Origin of the sequence: Maribacter algarum (ex Zhang et al. 2020) (assembly GCF_005885635.1) — a bacterium.
Taxonomy (GTDB): domain Bacteria; phylum Bacteroidota; class Bacteroidia; order Flavobacteriales; family Flavobacteriaceae; genus Maribacter_C; species Maribacter_C algarum.
Genome location: NZ_VATY01000001.1, coordinates 233,176 through 246,503 on the forward strand (window position 1 = coordinate 233,176; position 13,328 = coordinate 246,503).

The following is a 13,328-nucleotide window of genomic DNA, read 5'->3' on the forward strand; positions in this document are numbered from 1 at the left end:
CGAAAAACAGAAGGCTACTTCACCTCGATGGTATGCCCAAGTTTATTATAGCCAGTAGATTCTTCCCAAACATCTTCATTAGCTAGTCGAATGCTGTATTCTGGTATAGATGCAATCCTTTCGTACGAATCTGCCAAGTGCAAAAAGAGTTCATAATTTCCGGTTGGTACATTTGAAGGGATGGCAAAAGCCCCTACTAAGCTAGCCGAGGTATACCAACGACGGATATCCGTAGAAAAAGGAAAACTAAAAACTCTACCATCTGAAGAATTTCTTAATATGAGTTTGACATCACGCCAACGAACCGGCGTAGCATAACCCGAGTTCTTAATATCAATCGTCAACTTCATTATTTCTCCTTTAGTCACTTCAGAAGGATAGGTGCCCTTTTCCAAGGCAAAACGATAACCCAGGTTTTTCTTAATATCGTCCATACAACCGCCATCTTGCCAATCATTATTTACGTCATGGTTAAAATCAGCGTTTAGAAAAGTATAATGGTGTTCTCGCAATTCTTGATCTGCTACTCCCAAAGGAGAACAATCATTTTGCGGACTATAAGTGTCATCACAAGTTTCTCCACCAATGATTACAAACTGACCCTCTTGACTTTGATAATTTCTTAAAACCGCAATATCACTTTTTTCTGGCGAAGACGAATTCCCAAAATCTACATAGGTGCCATTATCACTTTCACTGGCAAGGAGACAGTCGTTATGAAAAGCTATTCGAGCTGCTTCAGAAGGTCCGAAGGCAATTTCTTCAGATATTGGAGGTGTGGATGTTGGCGCATTAACACCATTCAGGTAGCGCTGCTTGAGCTGCGGGTAGCGCACCTGCACCATCATATCATCAGGTAGCTCATTCAATAATGCAGCCAGCACCTCTATGCGATCTTCCCAATTGGTATCGGTGAGGGCAATATCAACACCATTTTCATCAAACCCACCAAAATGGTCGGTATAGAAGTTTTCACCCCAGATTCCGATAAATCCCATTTGCAAGCAGGTAATTATGTCGGCATTATCAGAGAGATAAGGTCCCAGTTGTTGAATGTGCTGGAGGACAATATTTTTCGGAGCATCTCCGTAAGGAGGACAAATGTCTCCTTCGGGGCAATCGCCACTTTGCGTATCAACCGTATAAACAAACCGTGGTATTATCTTCATCCCTGTTCTTCTAATTTTGTTGAAGTCTTCTTGCATTTTAGTTAGAAAATCTTGAGAAATCGGACTATCAATAAAATCATCTAAGATGAAATATCTAAAAATCAAAGTTGATACCGTGCTGTAGTTGGCACCGAAGGAGGTCAAAGGTCCCTTGTATGAATCCAATATCGTTTCATTTAATTGGTCATAATTGCTCGCTCTCGTACTTGTATAACGATAAAACCCGCGATCAGGATTTGGAAAGTCTGAGTCATCAGCCCTATAAGTAATGACCACCTCATCATTTACCATGGTATCAGTATCAGGCACTATTGGTACGGGATTCTCCTTTTTACAGTTCCAAAGCAATAGAAATGCAAACAGAGCATAAAGGATACTAGAATACTTCATCTAATAGTGTTTTCAATAGTAAGTATTTACCAAGGTACTAGCTTACAAGGTTACAAAATTGTTTGTTCTATTTTGCAATAAAATACAATTCATCCATGCTTTTTCAATTCAAAATTGAAAAACAAAATACTTTACCCGAGCTTTGGGTTTAGCTCATTTTTACAGATTTCCAAAAAGAAACTATCTTTATCCTCCACAGCGATTAATCTGCACTATTGTATACCATTGTTGATATAGAAACGACCGGAAACGGTATTAAAGGAAACAAAATAACCGAAATAGCCATTTTTAAATATGATGGTTATGAGATTATTGAGGAATACTCTTCTTTGGTAAACCCAGAATGTGAGATTCCCTATTTTATAACCGGTTTGACCGGCATCGATAATCAAATGGTTCGTGATGCCCCAACCATTGATGAAATTACGGACCAAATTCTAGAAATCACCAAAGACACCATTTTCGTCGCTCATAGCGTCAATTTTGACTACAACGTCATCAAAAATGAGTTCAAGAATATAGGGAAGGAATTTGTTCGAAAGAAACTATGCACGGTTCGCTTGTCTCGTAAATTGATTCCTGGTTACAACTCCTATAGCTTAGGAAAGCTTTGTTCTGCTTTGGGAATTCCTTTGACGGATAGGCATCGAGCTCGAGGTGATGCTCATGCCACTACCCTATTGTTTCAAAGACTCTTACGGGAAGACGGTGCTCAAGCGGTCTTCAAAACCTTCTTAAATGCACGTTCACAAGAAGCTACACTACCACCAGCTTTATCTAGAGATGTTTACGAAAGGCTTCCGCAAGCGCCAGGTATCTACTATTTTAAAAATTCAAAAGGTGTTATAATCTATGTGGGTAAGGCTATCAATATCAAAAAACGGGTATTGAGCCATTTCTATGATAAATCCACCAAGGAGATACAAATGTGCCAAGAAACGGCCGATATCGATTTTGAGCTTTCGGGGAGTGAGCTGGTTGCATTACTTATGGAATCCGACGCCATCAAGCATCACTATCCGCACTATAACAGAGCACAAAAACGGACCATTCAACAATATGCGATTTTCTCTTATGAGGATAGAAATGGGATTCTACATTTAGCGCATAATAAGTTGAAGTCGGTGCCAAACCCAATAACTATTTTTTACAGTACTACCGATTGTCGTGCTGCAATTCAAGAAATATGTAAAACCTTTGCACTTTGCCCTAAATACTGTCATCTTCAAGAGGGAGTTGAACATTGCTCACATTACGACATTACAAATTGCAATGGTATTTGTAGGGGAAAGGAAGAAATTAGCGATTATAATTCCAAGGTTCTAAATGCCATCGAAGAATTAAAAGGCCAAAACCAAAATTTTGTAGTTCAGGAAAAAGGCAGGTCTATAGAGGAACAAGCTTTTATTTGGATAGAAAATGGTAGGTATGCCGGGTACGGATTCGTGCAAAAAGAAGAAACCATACATTCGTATGAAGACCTTGATACTTTTTTAATTCGCAAAAAAAATACGCTTGAAACTCAGCGCATTGTACAATCGTATCTTATAAAAAATCCGGAGAAAGAAAAATTCTTTATTACAGCTCCTATTCTCTAGTTCTATTAGTCATTTAGTTTTTTATACATGCGTATAATAAATACAAGCCAGATAGTAAACATGGCACCGACAAAAATGGAATACGTCAAAATCAAATCCATTACTTCTTATACTTTAGGTAGTTCATGAAACCTAGTATGGTGGGGGCCCAAAATGCAACAAAAATTGCATCTAACTTCTTTCCGCTTAGGAACAAATATTCTGAAAACACGATAATCGACAGGACTATCAATAACATCAGACAATTCATTGGTCCTATGCGCTTAATAAAATTTTTAATCATTCAGCGTAAAGTAATTCTTATTAAATATAAGGTTTTAAGGAGCGGAAAACTAGCAAAAATTAAGTTTTCTTTAACATCTGCGGATTTCTCGTAATTACAGGTTAAAAACTGCAATTAATATAAAGAACAAGTCCCAAATAGATACTTGTATAGTTCATAGTAGCATAGATTAGCTCTTCTTTCCGCTATTCATCAGGCTCAATAAAACTAATATTAGCAAGGCAACTACTGCGGCGAAGACCCCTATCATGATTATACCATTGCTCCAATCTACTAATGGAAGGATCAAATTACTCATAACTCGGATGGATTTAATATCTCTAAATTACCGGGTTTAGGACGTATAAAACATGACTTATCTCATGAGTCGCTACTGTTTTCAAAGAAAAACGCCTTCCTTGTAAACAAGAAAAGCGTTTCAAAAATATTGTAGTTTTAAAACTCTACAATGTAGAAGGACAAACCCAATCGGTCACTTCAGCCCCAGCCTTCTTCAAAGCACCGAAACCACCGGCGATATCAATTAAGTTGTGATAGCCCCTACTCTTTAAAATAGAAGCCGCTATGACTGATCTGTAACCTCCAGCACAATGCACGTAAAAGATTTCATCCTTTGGGAATTCTGCGAGGTGTTCGTTCAACAAACTTAAAGGTGCATGATTTGCATTTACAACATATTCGGACTGATACTCTCCTTCTTTTCGGACATCAAAAACCGGAACTTCTTTTGCATTGATTTTTGGTGTTACTTCTTCAGCTGGTAATGAGGTAATAGTGTCGAATTCTTTTCCAGCATTCGTCCATGCTTCGAAACCTCCTTTGAGATAACCTATGGTATCATCAAAACCTACTCTCGATAAACGCGTAATGGTTTCTTCTTCTTTTCCTTCTGGAGTGACCAATAAAATGGCTTGTTTTACATCCGCTATCAAAGCACCTACCCATGGAGCAAAATCTCCGTTAAGACCAATAAAAATGGAGCGTGGAACATGTCCTTTTACAAATTCATTTTGGTGACGCACATCTAATACCAAGGCACCTGTTTCATTTGCTGCAACTTCAAACTCATTTGGCGTGAGGGCCGTGTTGCCTCTATCTAGTACATCAGCAATATCTTCATATCCTTCTTTGTTCATTTTTACATTCAATGGAAAATATTTTGGCGGAGGTAAAAGTCCGTCAGTAACTTCTTTTACAAACTCCTCTTTCGTCATATCAGCGCGTAAAGCATAGTTCATCTGCTTTTGATTCCCGAGGGTATCAACCGTTTCTTTCATCATATTCTTGCCACAGGCCGAACCTGCTCCATGAGCAGGATAAACAATAATATCATCCGCCAAAGGCATAATCTTGGTACGTAAACTGTCATAAAGAATTCCTGCTAAATCTTCCTGAGTCATATCAGCGGCTTTCTGTGCCAGATCAGGTCTACCAACATCACCTAAGAACAAAGTGTCTCCAGAGAAAATAGCATGATCTTTACCGTCGGCATCTTTTAAGAGATATGTGGTGCTCTCCATCGTATGGCCAGGTGTATGTATAACTTTTATGGTCAAATCACCCAATTTGAATTCCTGCCCATCTTCAGCTATGATAGTTTCAAAAGAAGGATTCGCATTTGGCCCATAAACAATTGGTGCGCCACTCTGCTTTGAAAGGGTCACGTGACCACTAACGAAATCCGCATGAAAATGGGTTTCAAAAATATATTTGATTTTGGCATTATCGCGTTCTGCGCGATCCAAATAAGGCCGTACTTCACGAAGGGGGTCGATAATGGCAACCTCTCCATTACTTTCAATATAGTATGCGCCTTGGGCAAGACATCCGGTATATATTTGTTCTATATTCATAACTCAACATTTATTACTACAAAAATAAGACTAATCAGATGGATTGAATGTGACATTAGTCACTTTAGGGTTCTGTTTTGATTCGCCACTTTCCCTTGTAAAGCAGAAATACAATTGGGGTCATCAAAATGAGCCACTGCATCCTTGGTTTTTACAAAGAGGTGTTCTTTTCCCAATTCTTTTATGATACCGCTGCTAAAAATAATATCTCGGGTGGGGCCAATGGCTCCGGCAACAGAAAAATGTAAACCTCTTTCATGGATTTCCTTAATAACCTTAGTCAGCATTTGGGCAGCTGAACTATCAATATAATTAATTGCTTCGGCATTCAATATGACCCCTTTAAGTGTACTCCCTTTTCCGGAAATCTCTTTAAAAAGTTGTCGTTTGAAAAATCCGGCATTACCGAAGTAAAGTTGGGCATCAAAACGAACAATCAACAAATCATCCCTTATAATAACCTCATCCCCAAAACGATTTATGTTCTTGTAATACTCTGAGCCTTCAATATTGCCCAGAACTGCAAAATGAGGGTTTGAAGTACGATAGACCATCAATAGTAGTGAGAATAACACCCCTATTAATATCCCTTGTGGAATGCCTATGAACAAAGTAATCAAAAAGGTAACTAGGAGGATTACAAACTCATCTTTGCGATTGTACCAAAGGTTTTTGGCGTATGCAAAGTCAATGAGACTAAAAACGGAAACCATAATGATACTGGCCAAAACCGCATTGGGTAAATAGTAAAACAAAGGCGTTAAAAAAAGCAAGGTTAATACAACCAACAAGACGGCAAAAATAGCTGCCAAATTAGTTTTCACGCCCGATTCATAGTTGATGGCCGAACGTGAAAAACTTGCTGTAGATCCGTAGGATTGAAAAAAAGAACCCACAATATTCGAGGTGCCTAAGGCTACCAATTCTTGGTTGGCATCGATAGTTTCTACCCCTTCTTTTTCCTCCAGTGCTTTTCCTATGGATATAGTCTCCAAATAACCTACTAACGCCAAAGTCAATGCTATTGGCCAGATGCTCAGGGCACTTTCCAAGCTCATATTTGGGACTTTAAAACTAGGTAGTCCCGTTGGGATTGTTCCCACAATTTTAACTCCGTAATCTTCTAGATTCAAGAAATAAACAGCAAGAATCCCCAATATGACAACTAGCAAAATAGACGGAATCTTTTTACTCCATTTCTTTAAGCCTACAATAATCAAAATTCCAACCAGGCCGATGGCAAAATCTGCAATATTCGTATCAGATACTTTTTCAAAGGCATTTAAAATCAACTGGTGAAACTTATTACTCCGTTCAATATCTGCACCAATTAAGTGCTTTAATTGGCTGAAAATTATTATCAAAGCTGCTGCAGAAGTAAAACCACTAATTACTGGTTTAGACAAAAAGTTGACCAAAAATCCCATTCGGCTTATGCCCAAAAACAACTGAATTGCACCGACCATAAAGGCCAAGAAAATAGCCATGGCAATATAATTCTCAACTCCAGTAATCGCCAATGCTCCGAGACCCGCTGCTACCAAAAGGGAGTCCATTGCCACTGGGCCAACACCTACGTTTTTTGAAGTACCTAGAAATAGATAGACCAACAATGGAAAAATGGAGGCGTAGAGTCCATAAACTGGAGGAAGACCAGCAATCATGGCATAGGCCATGCCTTGCGGAATCAAAACAATTCCCACGGTAAGTCCCGCAACCAAATCTTTGGAGAAATCAGTTTTACGATAGTTGGTCAGCCATTGCAGAAATGGAAAGAATTTTTGCATTGCCCAAATTTACGTTTAAATGTGGAAATGGCTGTAACTCTAGTTACCTTCAAGTTATTGAATGTTTCCACCGACCTGTAATCTACTAGGAACGTTTTCAGGAATAGTCTTATCAAAACTATCGTCATTCAAAGTGTTTAAAAAGGAAATTATCAAAGACATTTCTTTCACACTTAATTTCAATTCACGAACAAATGGGTCATACTGTGATTTGGATACGGATGGATTTCTTTCCTTTCCTCCGGCAATATCTTCATAAAATTCAAGTACTTGCCTTAGGTTCTTTAGGCTACCGTTATGCATATATGGAGCTGTGAAACGAAGATTCCGCAGAGAAGGTGTACGAAAGGCAAAACTATCCCTGACCCCTTTATCAATTTCCACTAATTTGTTGTTATCTGGAACGCCTAGAATATGAATCTTATAATCGGAAAACATCGGTCCGTTATGACAATTCACACAACCGACGGATTTGAATAGTTCGAAGCCATCTTTTTCGGAAAGTAAAATAGCGTCTTCGTCACCTCTCATAAATTGGTCAAAACGCGAATTGTTCGTTACAAGGGTTCGTTCAAAAGTAGCAATTGCATTACCTAAATTTTCGACCGATATTGCATTCTTACCTCCGAAAGCAGCCGCGAATAATTCCTGATATTCTGTAATTTCCCGAAGGCGTTTTACTACTTCTTCTAAAATTTCGGTTTCTTCAAAGCCATGACCTCTCATTTCCTCAAATGCCTTGATAGGCTCTAAAGCTTGCTTTTCAAGACTTTTAGCGCGTTCATCCCAAAACATGGTAGCAGTTTCAGGGTCGTACCTATCTCGAGTGTCAATTCCATTAAAGGCAGTATTAATAACGGTTTGTGAATTTCTCTTTACAAAGGGAATGTCATTCTGCGCATTGAACTTACGTTTACTACCGAATCCGCGTGCATTTGGCCCAATGGAGAGATCCCGAAACTCAGCATAGCCACTACTGGGATGATGACAGGTTGCGCAAGCCACATCTTTGTTGCCCGATAAAATTGGATCGAAGAAAAGTAATCGCCCTAGTTCTACTTTTCTTTCGGAAAACGGATTATCATCTGGAAATTTCACATTTTCAGGAAGTGCCGTGATTGTTGTAGAAACCTTTGGGGCATTCACGGCAACTTTTACATACTTTTCTTCTCTACAACCACTTATTAGCAAGGCTACGGCAGAAATAATAAAAATGCAACGGCTTTTCATACGTAGGTTTTGAGACACCAATTGTAAAGTTAACAAAAAGGAGAATTGGGAATTATGACTAATGTTAGGTTTTAGAAAGAAACTAATTTAAGTATTTTGTTCATTGAACCACTGAAAATTGAAAAGCGCAGACTCTTAAGTCTGCGCTAATTTCAATATTCATGTATGTTGTTGGGTACTGTTAATTCACCAATCAATTATTAGAATGCGAATCGTAGACTTTTCCACTAATCTTCCATACGCCATCATTTTTGTAGAGGACAAAGAAATCGGTGAAGCGCAAACCACTCCAATCGATAAATTCTACTTTGGCCGCGGCTGCGGGTCCAGAAATATCAATCCAGGCGATATGGCTTTGTACATTTTCCGAAGGGCCTCCTTGATCCACCGCACCTCGAAAATCGTCAGCGGTCATGTTGTAATGTGTCCCGCCTATTGAACCTACAATATGAGCATGGTCAAAAAAAGCAGATCGACCTAATTTACCGTCTCCGGTTTTCGCAGCTGTTATGTAAGGCTCTAAAGCTTTAGCTACTTCTTTTATTTCGTTGAAACTATGTTTCTCGTCTTGAATATTCATTTTAGATGTATTTATATTAGTATTTGAATTACGTTCTTGAGCATTGCTATGGAATGCCAAAAGACCTATTGCTATTGATGTTAAAAGTATTTTTTTCATAAGATTGTTTTATGTTCAAATTAATATGCTCGTATTATCGATGTTTGCTATTTCAAATCAGAATCGTTCTCAAAAATCAAGTCTTCTTAATTAACCGAGAATCGCTTCTTTGTTCTTTTTTTTTAGGTTCTCAATAAAGTTTATATAGTCCTTCGTATTCTCTTCAATGTATTCTTCTGTTGGATTATGCTCCTCACCATAGAACGCATGCAATGTTTGGTAATCAGCTTTTACATATTTAAAGGTAATTTCAAAAGGCCTCGTTAATTCCTCAAGTGTATACTCATACCTTCCAGAAGCTTTATTGTCTTCCTCTTTAATACCAGCAGTAATTGCCAAGGCAAATTTCTTACCGGCAAGCTTGTAACCACTATTCTTGCCATACGCCCAGCCGTGAGCTAAAACCTCGTCAATCCATTTCTTTAAAAATGGCGGACAATTGAACCAATAAAAGGGGAATTGTAAAATGACCGTATCAAAAGATTCCAATAATTGTTGTTCTCGTCGTAAATCAATTTCCAAACTAGGGTATTCGGCATGCAAATCGTGCACAACAATACTTTCCGGATATTTACGAAGCTCTTCAATCCAACGCTTGTTGATTTTAGAGCTACCTAGTTTTGGGTGCGTTACTATGACCAATGTTTTCTCCATGTATACTTGTATCTAAAAACGTTCTTTTAATTATTAGAACAGGTAATTTGTGTTGTACTTGATTACTGACACAAAGGTATAGTGATAGCTTATCTAGTAAATGGAGAAAAAGTCCGTTGATATGGACTATCGGTTCAGCGAGATTATCCCTGACGAAATTCAGTTGGAGAACTACCTACCTTCTTTTTAAAGGTTCTAGTAAAATATAAGGGGTCATTAAAGCCTACACCGTAGGCAATTTCACTAACGGGCATTTCCGTTACACGAAGAAGTTCTTTAGCCCTTTGAAGCTTTTGGTTGGTAATATAATTGTTTGGTGAATCATTAAATACTTTGGTGAACTCCCTTTTAAAGGAAGATAAACTGAGGTTACATAACTTTGCCAAGTCTTCCAACCCAAGATTGGAATACCGATGTAAATCGATTACCTTTTTTATTTGAACACTTCGTGCCGAGTATAAGTCGGATATTAATTCTTGTATTGAACACACATTCTTTGACTGTATTAACAAAAGAATCAGCTCCTTTATTTTAAGTTCTAATAAATCATCATTAATCAAGGCGGGGTTCTCGAAATAGAATTCCAACGATTCAATAAACCTTGAAATCACCTCTTTTGAAACCACAACTTCACTTCGCTCATTGCAATCGTTGTGCGCTATAATTTTGGGGAGTTCTTTAGCATACAATTTTTTCAATATCTCCGGATAGAGATGAACAATCATTGCTTCTACTTCTTCTTCCTCAGTGTGTTTCAATAGTTCTAAAAAATGATTTCCGCATTTCAATAATACAGCCTCTTGACTGTTCACTTGAACGTTCTGGTCAGCAGATAGTAATTTGGGTGCCCGGTCTTTGAAGTAGATAAAACAACCACTGTTTTCAAAAATGGCCTCATACTTGTATGGGGTTGTCATTTTCATTTTTTCAATAAGCACTTTACCTTGGTAATCGAATGTTGAACGACTAATTATCATATGACTCTACTATATCGAAGGGATGCAATTAGGTTTTAACTTTCTTTATATAAGAATTTCCAAATTGTTATTAACTTGATTAATTCAAGGGGCAGTTTGGTCAGTTGCCATACTACGTTTGTTCTTAATTTGCACTAAAAGCAATCCTAGAATTATTAATATACTACTTACGATATGATATCCAAATAACTGTGCTCCAAATACGAGGGCAAACAAAGCAACGAAAAGTGGAACGGCGTTTAGAAAAACGGCCCCATTTGCCGCACCAAGTTGGGCAATGCCATAGTTCCAGCTGTAATAGGCCAGGGCGGTTCCAAAAACACCCATAACTATTCCTGCACCCCAAAACTCGAGGGGTAAGTTAAGCTGAAATTCACTTTCAAGAAACAATAAGGGTATAAACCCGAATAAGCAACACAAATTGGTAAGTGCGGTAAAATTGAGATTGCCCAAATCGTTCATATATTTTCTAATCCAAATGTTTTGAAATGCGAAAGCGAGGTTCGCGATTAGAAAAAAGATATCTCCTTTATTGAAATCAATATTTTGAAGCATTTGAAGATTTCCTTTACATAATAGATAAACCACACCAATGAAGGCCAGTACAATTCCGATGGTTTGTTTTTTGTCAGGTTTGCCGCCCTGTAAAAGATATACCAGCAGGAGGGTAGTTGCCGGATTCAGGGCAATAATAAGAGCGCCGTTCATCTCCGAGGTATATTTCAAACCTTGAAAAAAGAAAAAGATAAAACCAAACAACCCAATAAACCCGACTAAAAATATCCCTTTAAAGTTGGCTTTGATTTTTGACCAAGAGGGAAAAGTAGAAAAGGTCAAAATCACTAGGGTAGCTACACCAAAAAAGTACCTCCAAAAAGCGGATACATTGGGAGAAGCATAATCCATCATGGTTTTACCGAGATGAAAGTTGAGTGCCCAGAAAAGAACAGCTATAATTAGAAATGACACTCCCTTCATATTATCATTTAATTGGTTCTTCTTGTATTTCAAAATAATTGCATGAAAGAAGAAGTTTACTTATCGCACTACAAAGTTATGCAATGTTAAAAATGAAATATGGATAATCGGTTCAAGTTGATGGATTTTGAGGTCTAACAAAACCGACTTGAATTATACTAACATTAAATGTTCACTTTATGCATGCTTGATTATGCCGTATTTCATTATGAATATTGATCTCGGCTATAGTTTTTGGTGTAAGGTAAAACCACAATGAATTGTAGCCGTGGTCGAGCGTTCGTTTTTATAGGTAGGAGAGGATGAATGAATTATTTTAATTAGGTCGTAATCTTCCACATAATGCCAAATTTGTCCACACAATTACCATAATAAGACCCCCAGAATGTCGTATGCATTGGCAATGTTTTTTGTCCACCTTCAGAGAGTTCGTTAAATAACCTGTCCGCCTCATCTTTACCCTCTGAATGGATGATAAGGCCAAAGTTGCTATATCCTTTTAAGGCCTCATATCCTTCTGTATAGTCAGCCCCATTCAAACATGTTTCTTCACTAATATCCAAAGTGACATGCATAATTTTTTTTTCGTCCTTTTCTTGAAAAATGTGTCTGTCTTTTTTTGGAACATCTTCATAGCGTCCAATGTAAGAAATCTCTGCGCGAAAAACTCCTTCATAAAATTTGAATGCTTCTTCACAATTGCCATTAAAATAAAGGTATGGATTCACTGTTGCCATCAGAAATTATTTATATTGCAATTTACTTGTTTTGTCGCTACAAAATGATGCTCAACGGTCTCGGCTATGAGTAGTTGCGTGGGTTAGCACTTAACTTTACAAGTACACATCAAGTTGGAAATTCCGCAGGAATTTCCAAAGTAGGCGAGAACAAGCAATTACTTATAGCCATTGTTGTTCTTTCGTTATTTTTTTGTTTTTATTTCAGATTCCAGAAGTTGAAGTATTTCCTTGTTCAAGTTCATACAATCCTTATATTTTTCAGTTGCAATGTTGAAAAAGATAATTTGATTTTCAATTCTATTTTCAAATTCTGGCATTTTTAGCATTTGGTTATTATCAATTTCAAATCCAGATTTAGGTAATTTTAGATTCAAGTTGTTGTTAAAACCGACTATTTCATCAACATCAAGATAACTTCCATTTTTAATAATAAAATCAATCAATTCAAAATCGGTTTTTTGCGAGGCTTCTTCTCTTAATGTTAATTCAGATAATTCAGTAAGCCAAGATGATAAAAGATTACGTAAAACACTATTTTTTATTAAACCAAGGTTTCCTGAACTTATTAAATCGTTTAGAAAACCATTTTTAGCACTATAATCTGGTGATGCAGCAGCAGCATTTAAGTGTTTTTCCAAAATAAACTCTTCTGTATATCTTTTACCAGTGTGGTTGAGTATTTGTACACAAGATTTGATATTTTTTGTATTCACACTATCAATACGAATTAACTCTGAAAGATTAAAATTAAAATCCTCTCTTAAATTTTTTAATGCTTCTAATTCCAATTTATCTTGGTTAGAATTTTCATTCCAATTATTTATAGAAAGCGCAATTAAAATCCCAATAACAACAAGGATAATTTCTCCGATTGCATAAATCAAGTACTTACTGAATTTGTTTTCAGTCAGCATTTTTTGTCTAATTTTTCTAAAGAATTTTATCATTGGTTAGCGGTTTGTCATAATGAAGCACAACGGTTGGGCTAAG

12 protein-coding genes are annotated in these 13,328 nt (G+C 37.3%); 1 reads left to right on the forward strand and 11 read right to left on the reverse strand.

Annotation, left to right across the window (positions count from 1 at the left end; translation table 11 throughout):
- Positions 1–14: 14 nt before the first annotated feature.
- Positions 15–1,559 (reverse strand): DUF4832 domain-containing protein, encoded by a 1,545-nt coding sequence (locus FEE95_RS01015; protein ID WP_138655973.1) that lies wholly within the window; start codon positions 1,557–1,559, stop codon positions 15–17.
- A gap of 215 nt (positions 1,560–1,774) precedes the next feature.
- On the opposite strand from FEE95_RS01015, the gene FEE95_RS01020 reads away from it, so the two are divergent.
- Positions 1,775–3,157, forward strand: coding sequence for an exonuclease domain-containing protein (locus FEE95_RS01020; RefSeq protein WP_138655975.1), 1,383 nt, complete (start codon positions 1,775–1,777; stop codon positions 3,155–3,157).
- A 452-nt stretch (positions 3,158–3,609) separates the two neighbouring features.
- Here the strand turns inward: FEE95_RS01020 and FEE95_RS22415 are convergent, their stop codons facing one another.
- The 10 genes from FEE95_RS22415 to FEE95_RS01070 form a co-directional block, all read right to left on the reverse strand.
- Entirely contained in the window at positions 3,610–3,738 is a 129-nt protein-coding gene (locus FEE95_RS22415; RefSeq protein ID WP_262710870.1) for a hypothetical protein, read from the reverse strand.
- A gap of 145 nt (positions 3,739–3,883) precedes the next feature.
- Complete coding sequence (locus FEE95_RS01030) at positions 3,884–5,293, reverse strand: MBL fold metallo-hydrolase (protein WP_138655977.1); 1,410 nt, start codon at positions 5,291–5,293, stop codon at positions 3,884–3,886.
- 59 nt (positions 5,294–5,352) lie between these two features.
- Positions 5,353–7,080, reverse strand: a complete 1,728-nt coding sequence (locus FEE95_RS01035; RefSeq protein ID WP_138655978.1) for a SulP family inorganic anion transporter — start codon at positions 7,078–7,080, stop codon at positions 5,353–5,355.
- Positions 7,081–7,134: 54 nt separating this feature from the next.
- Complete coding sequence (locus FEE95_RS01040) at positions 7,135–8,310, reverse strand: cytochrome-c peroxidase (RefSeq protein WP_138655980.1); 1,176 nt, start codon at positions 8,308–8,310, stop codon at positions 7,135–7,137.
- Positions 8,311–8,503: 193 nt separating this feature from the next.
- On the reverse strand, positions 8,504–8,989 hold the full coding sequence (locus FEE95_RS01045; protein ID WP_138655981.1) for a nuclear transport factor 2 family protein: 486 nt from the start codon (positions 8,987–8,989) through the stop codon (positions 8,504–8,506).
- A gap of 90 nt (positions 8,990–9,079) precedes the next feature.
- The gene (locus FEE95_RS01050; RefSeq protein ID WP_138655982.1) at positions 9,080–9,643 is read right to left on the reverse strand and encodes an NAD(P)H-dependent oxidoreductase; all 564 of its coding nucleotides are present in this window, start codon (positions 9,641–9,643) and stop codon (positions 9,080–9,082) included.
- Between the two features lie 143 nt (positions 9,644–9,786).
- Entirely contained in the window at positions 9,787–10,566 is a 780-nt protein-coding gene (locus FEE95_RS01055; protein WP_238474483.1) for a helix-turn-helix domain-containing protein, read from the reverse strand.
- A 138-nt stretch (positions 10,567–10,704) separates the two neighbouring features.
- The gene (locus FEE95_RS01060) at positions 10,705–11,598 is read right to left on the reverse strand and encodes a DMT family transporter (RefSeq protein WP_138655985.1); all 894 of its coding nucleotides are present in this window, start codon (positions 11,596–11,598) and stop codon (positions 10,705–10,707) included.
- Between the two features lie 320 nt (positions 11,599–11,918).
- On the reverse strand, positions 11,919–12,335 hold the full coding sequence (locus tag FEE95_RS01065) for a VOC family protein (protein ID WP_138655986.1): 417 nt from the start codon (positions 12,333–12,335) through the stop codon (positions 11,919–11,921).
- A gap of 185 nt (positions 12,336–12,520) precedes the next feature.
- Positions 12,521–13,285 (reverse strand): DUF6090 family protein, encoded by a 765-nt coding sequence (locus tag FEE95_RS01070; protein WP_138655987.1) that lies wholly within the window; start codon positions 13,283–13,285, stop codon positions 12,521–12,523.
- Positions 13,286–13,328: the final 43 nt, after the last annotated feature.

Bases quoted from the DNA above. Each gene is read 5' to 3' on its own strand.
- FEE95_RS01015 (WP_138655973.1), bottom strand. From the start codon at position 1,559: ATGAAGTATTCTAGTATCCTTTATGCTCTGTTTGCATTTCTATTGCTT.
- FEE95_RS22415 (WP_262710870.1), bottom strand. From the start codon at position 3,738: ATGAGTAATTTGATCCTTCCATTAGTAGATTGGAGCAATGGTATAATC.
- FEE95_RS01030 (WP_138655977.1), bottom strand. From the start codon at position 5,293: ATGAATATAGAACAAATATATACCGGATGTCTTGCCCAAGGCGCATAC.
- FEE95_RS01035 (WP_138655978.1), bottom strand. From the start codon at position 7,080: ATGCAAAAATTCTTTCCATTTCTGCAATGGCTGACCAACTATCGTAAA.
- FEE95_RS01040 (WP_138655980.1), bottom strand. From the start codon at position 8,310: ATGAAAAGCCGTTGCATTTTTATTATTTCTGCCGTAGCCTTGCTAATA.
- FEE95_RS01045 (WP_138655981.1), bottom strand. From the start codon at position 8,989: ATGAAAAAAATACTTTTAACATCAATAGCAATAGGTCTTTTGGCATTC.
- FEE95_RS01050 (WP_138655982.1), bottom strand. From the start codon at position 9,643: ATGGAGAAAACATTGGTCATAGTAACGCACCCAAAACTAGGTAGCTCT.
- FEE95_RS01055 (WP_238474483.1), bottom strand. From the start codon at position 10,566: ATGAAAATGACAACCCCATACAAGTATGAGGCCATTTTTGAAAACAGT.
- FEE95_RS01060 (WP_138655985.1), bottom strand. From the start codon at position 11,598: ATGAAGGGAGTGTCATTTCTAATTATAGCTGTTCTTTTCTGGGCACTC.
- FEE95_RS01065 (WP_138655986.1), bottom strand. From the start codon at position 12,335: ATGGCAACAGTGAATCCATACCTTTATTTTAATGGCAATTGTGAAGAA.
- FEE95_RS01070 (WP_138655987.1), bottom strand. From the start codon at position 13,285: ATGATAAAATTCTTTAGAAAAATTAGACAAAAAATGCTGACTGAAAAC.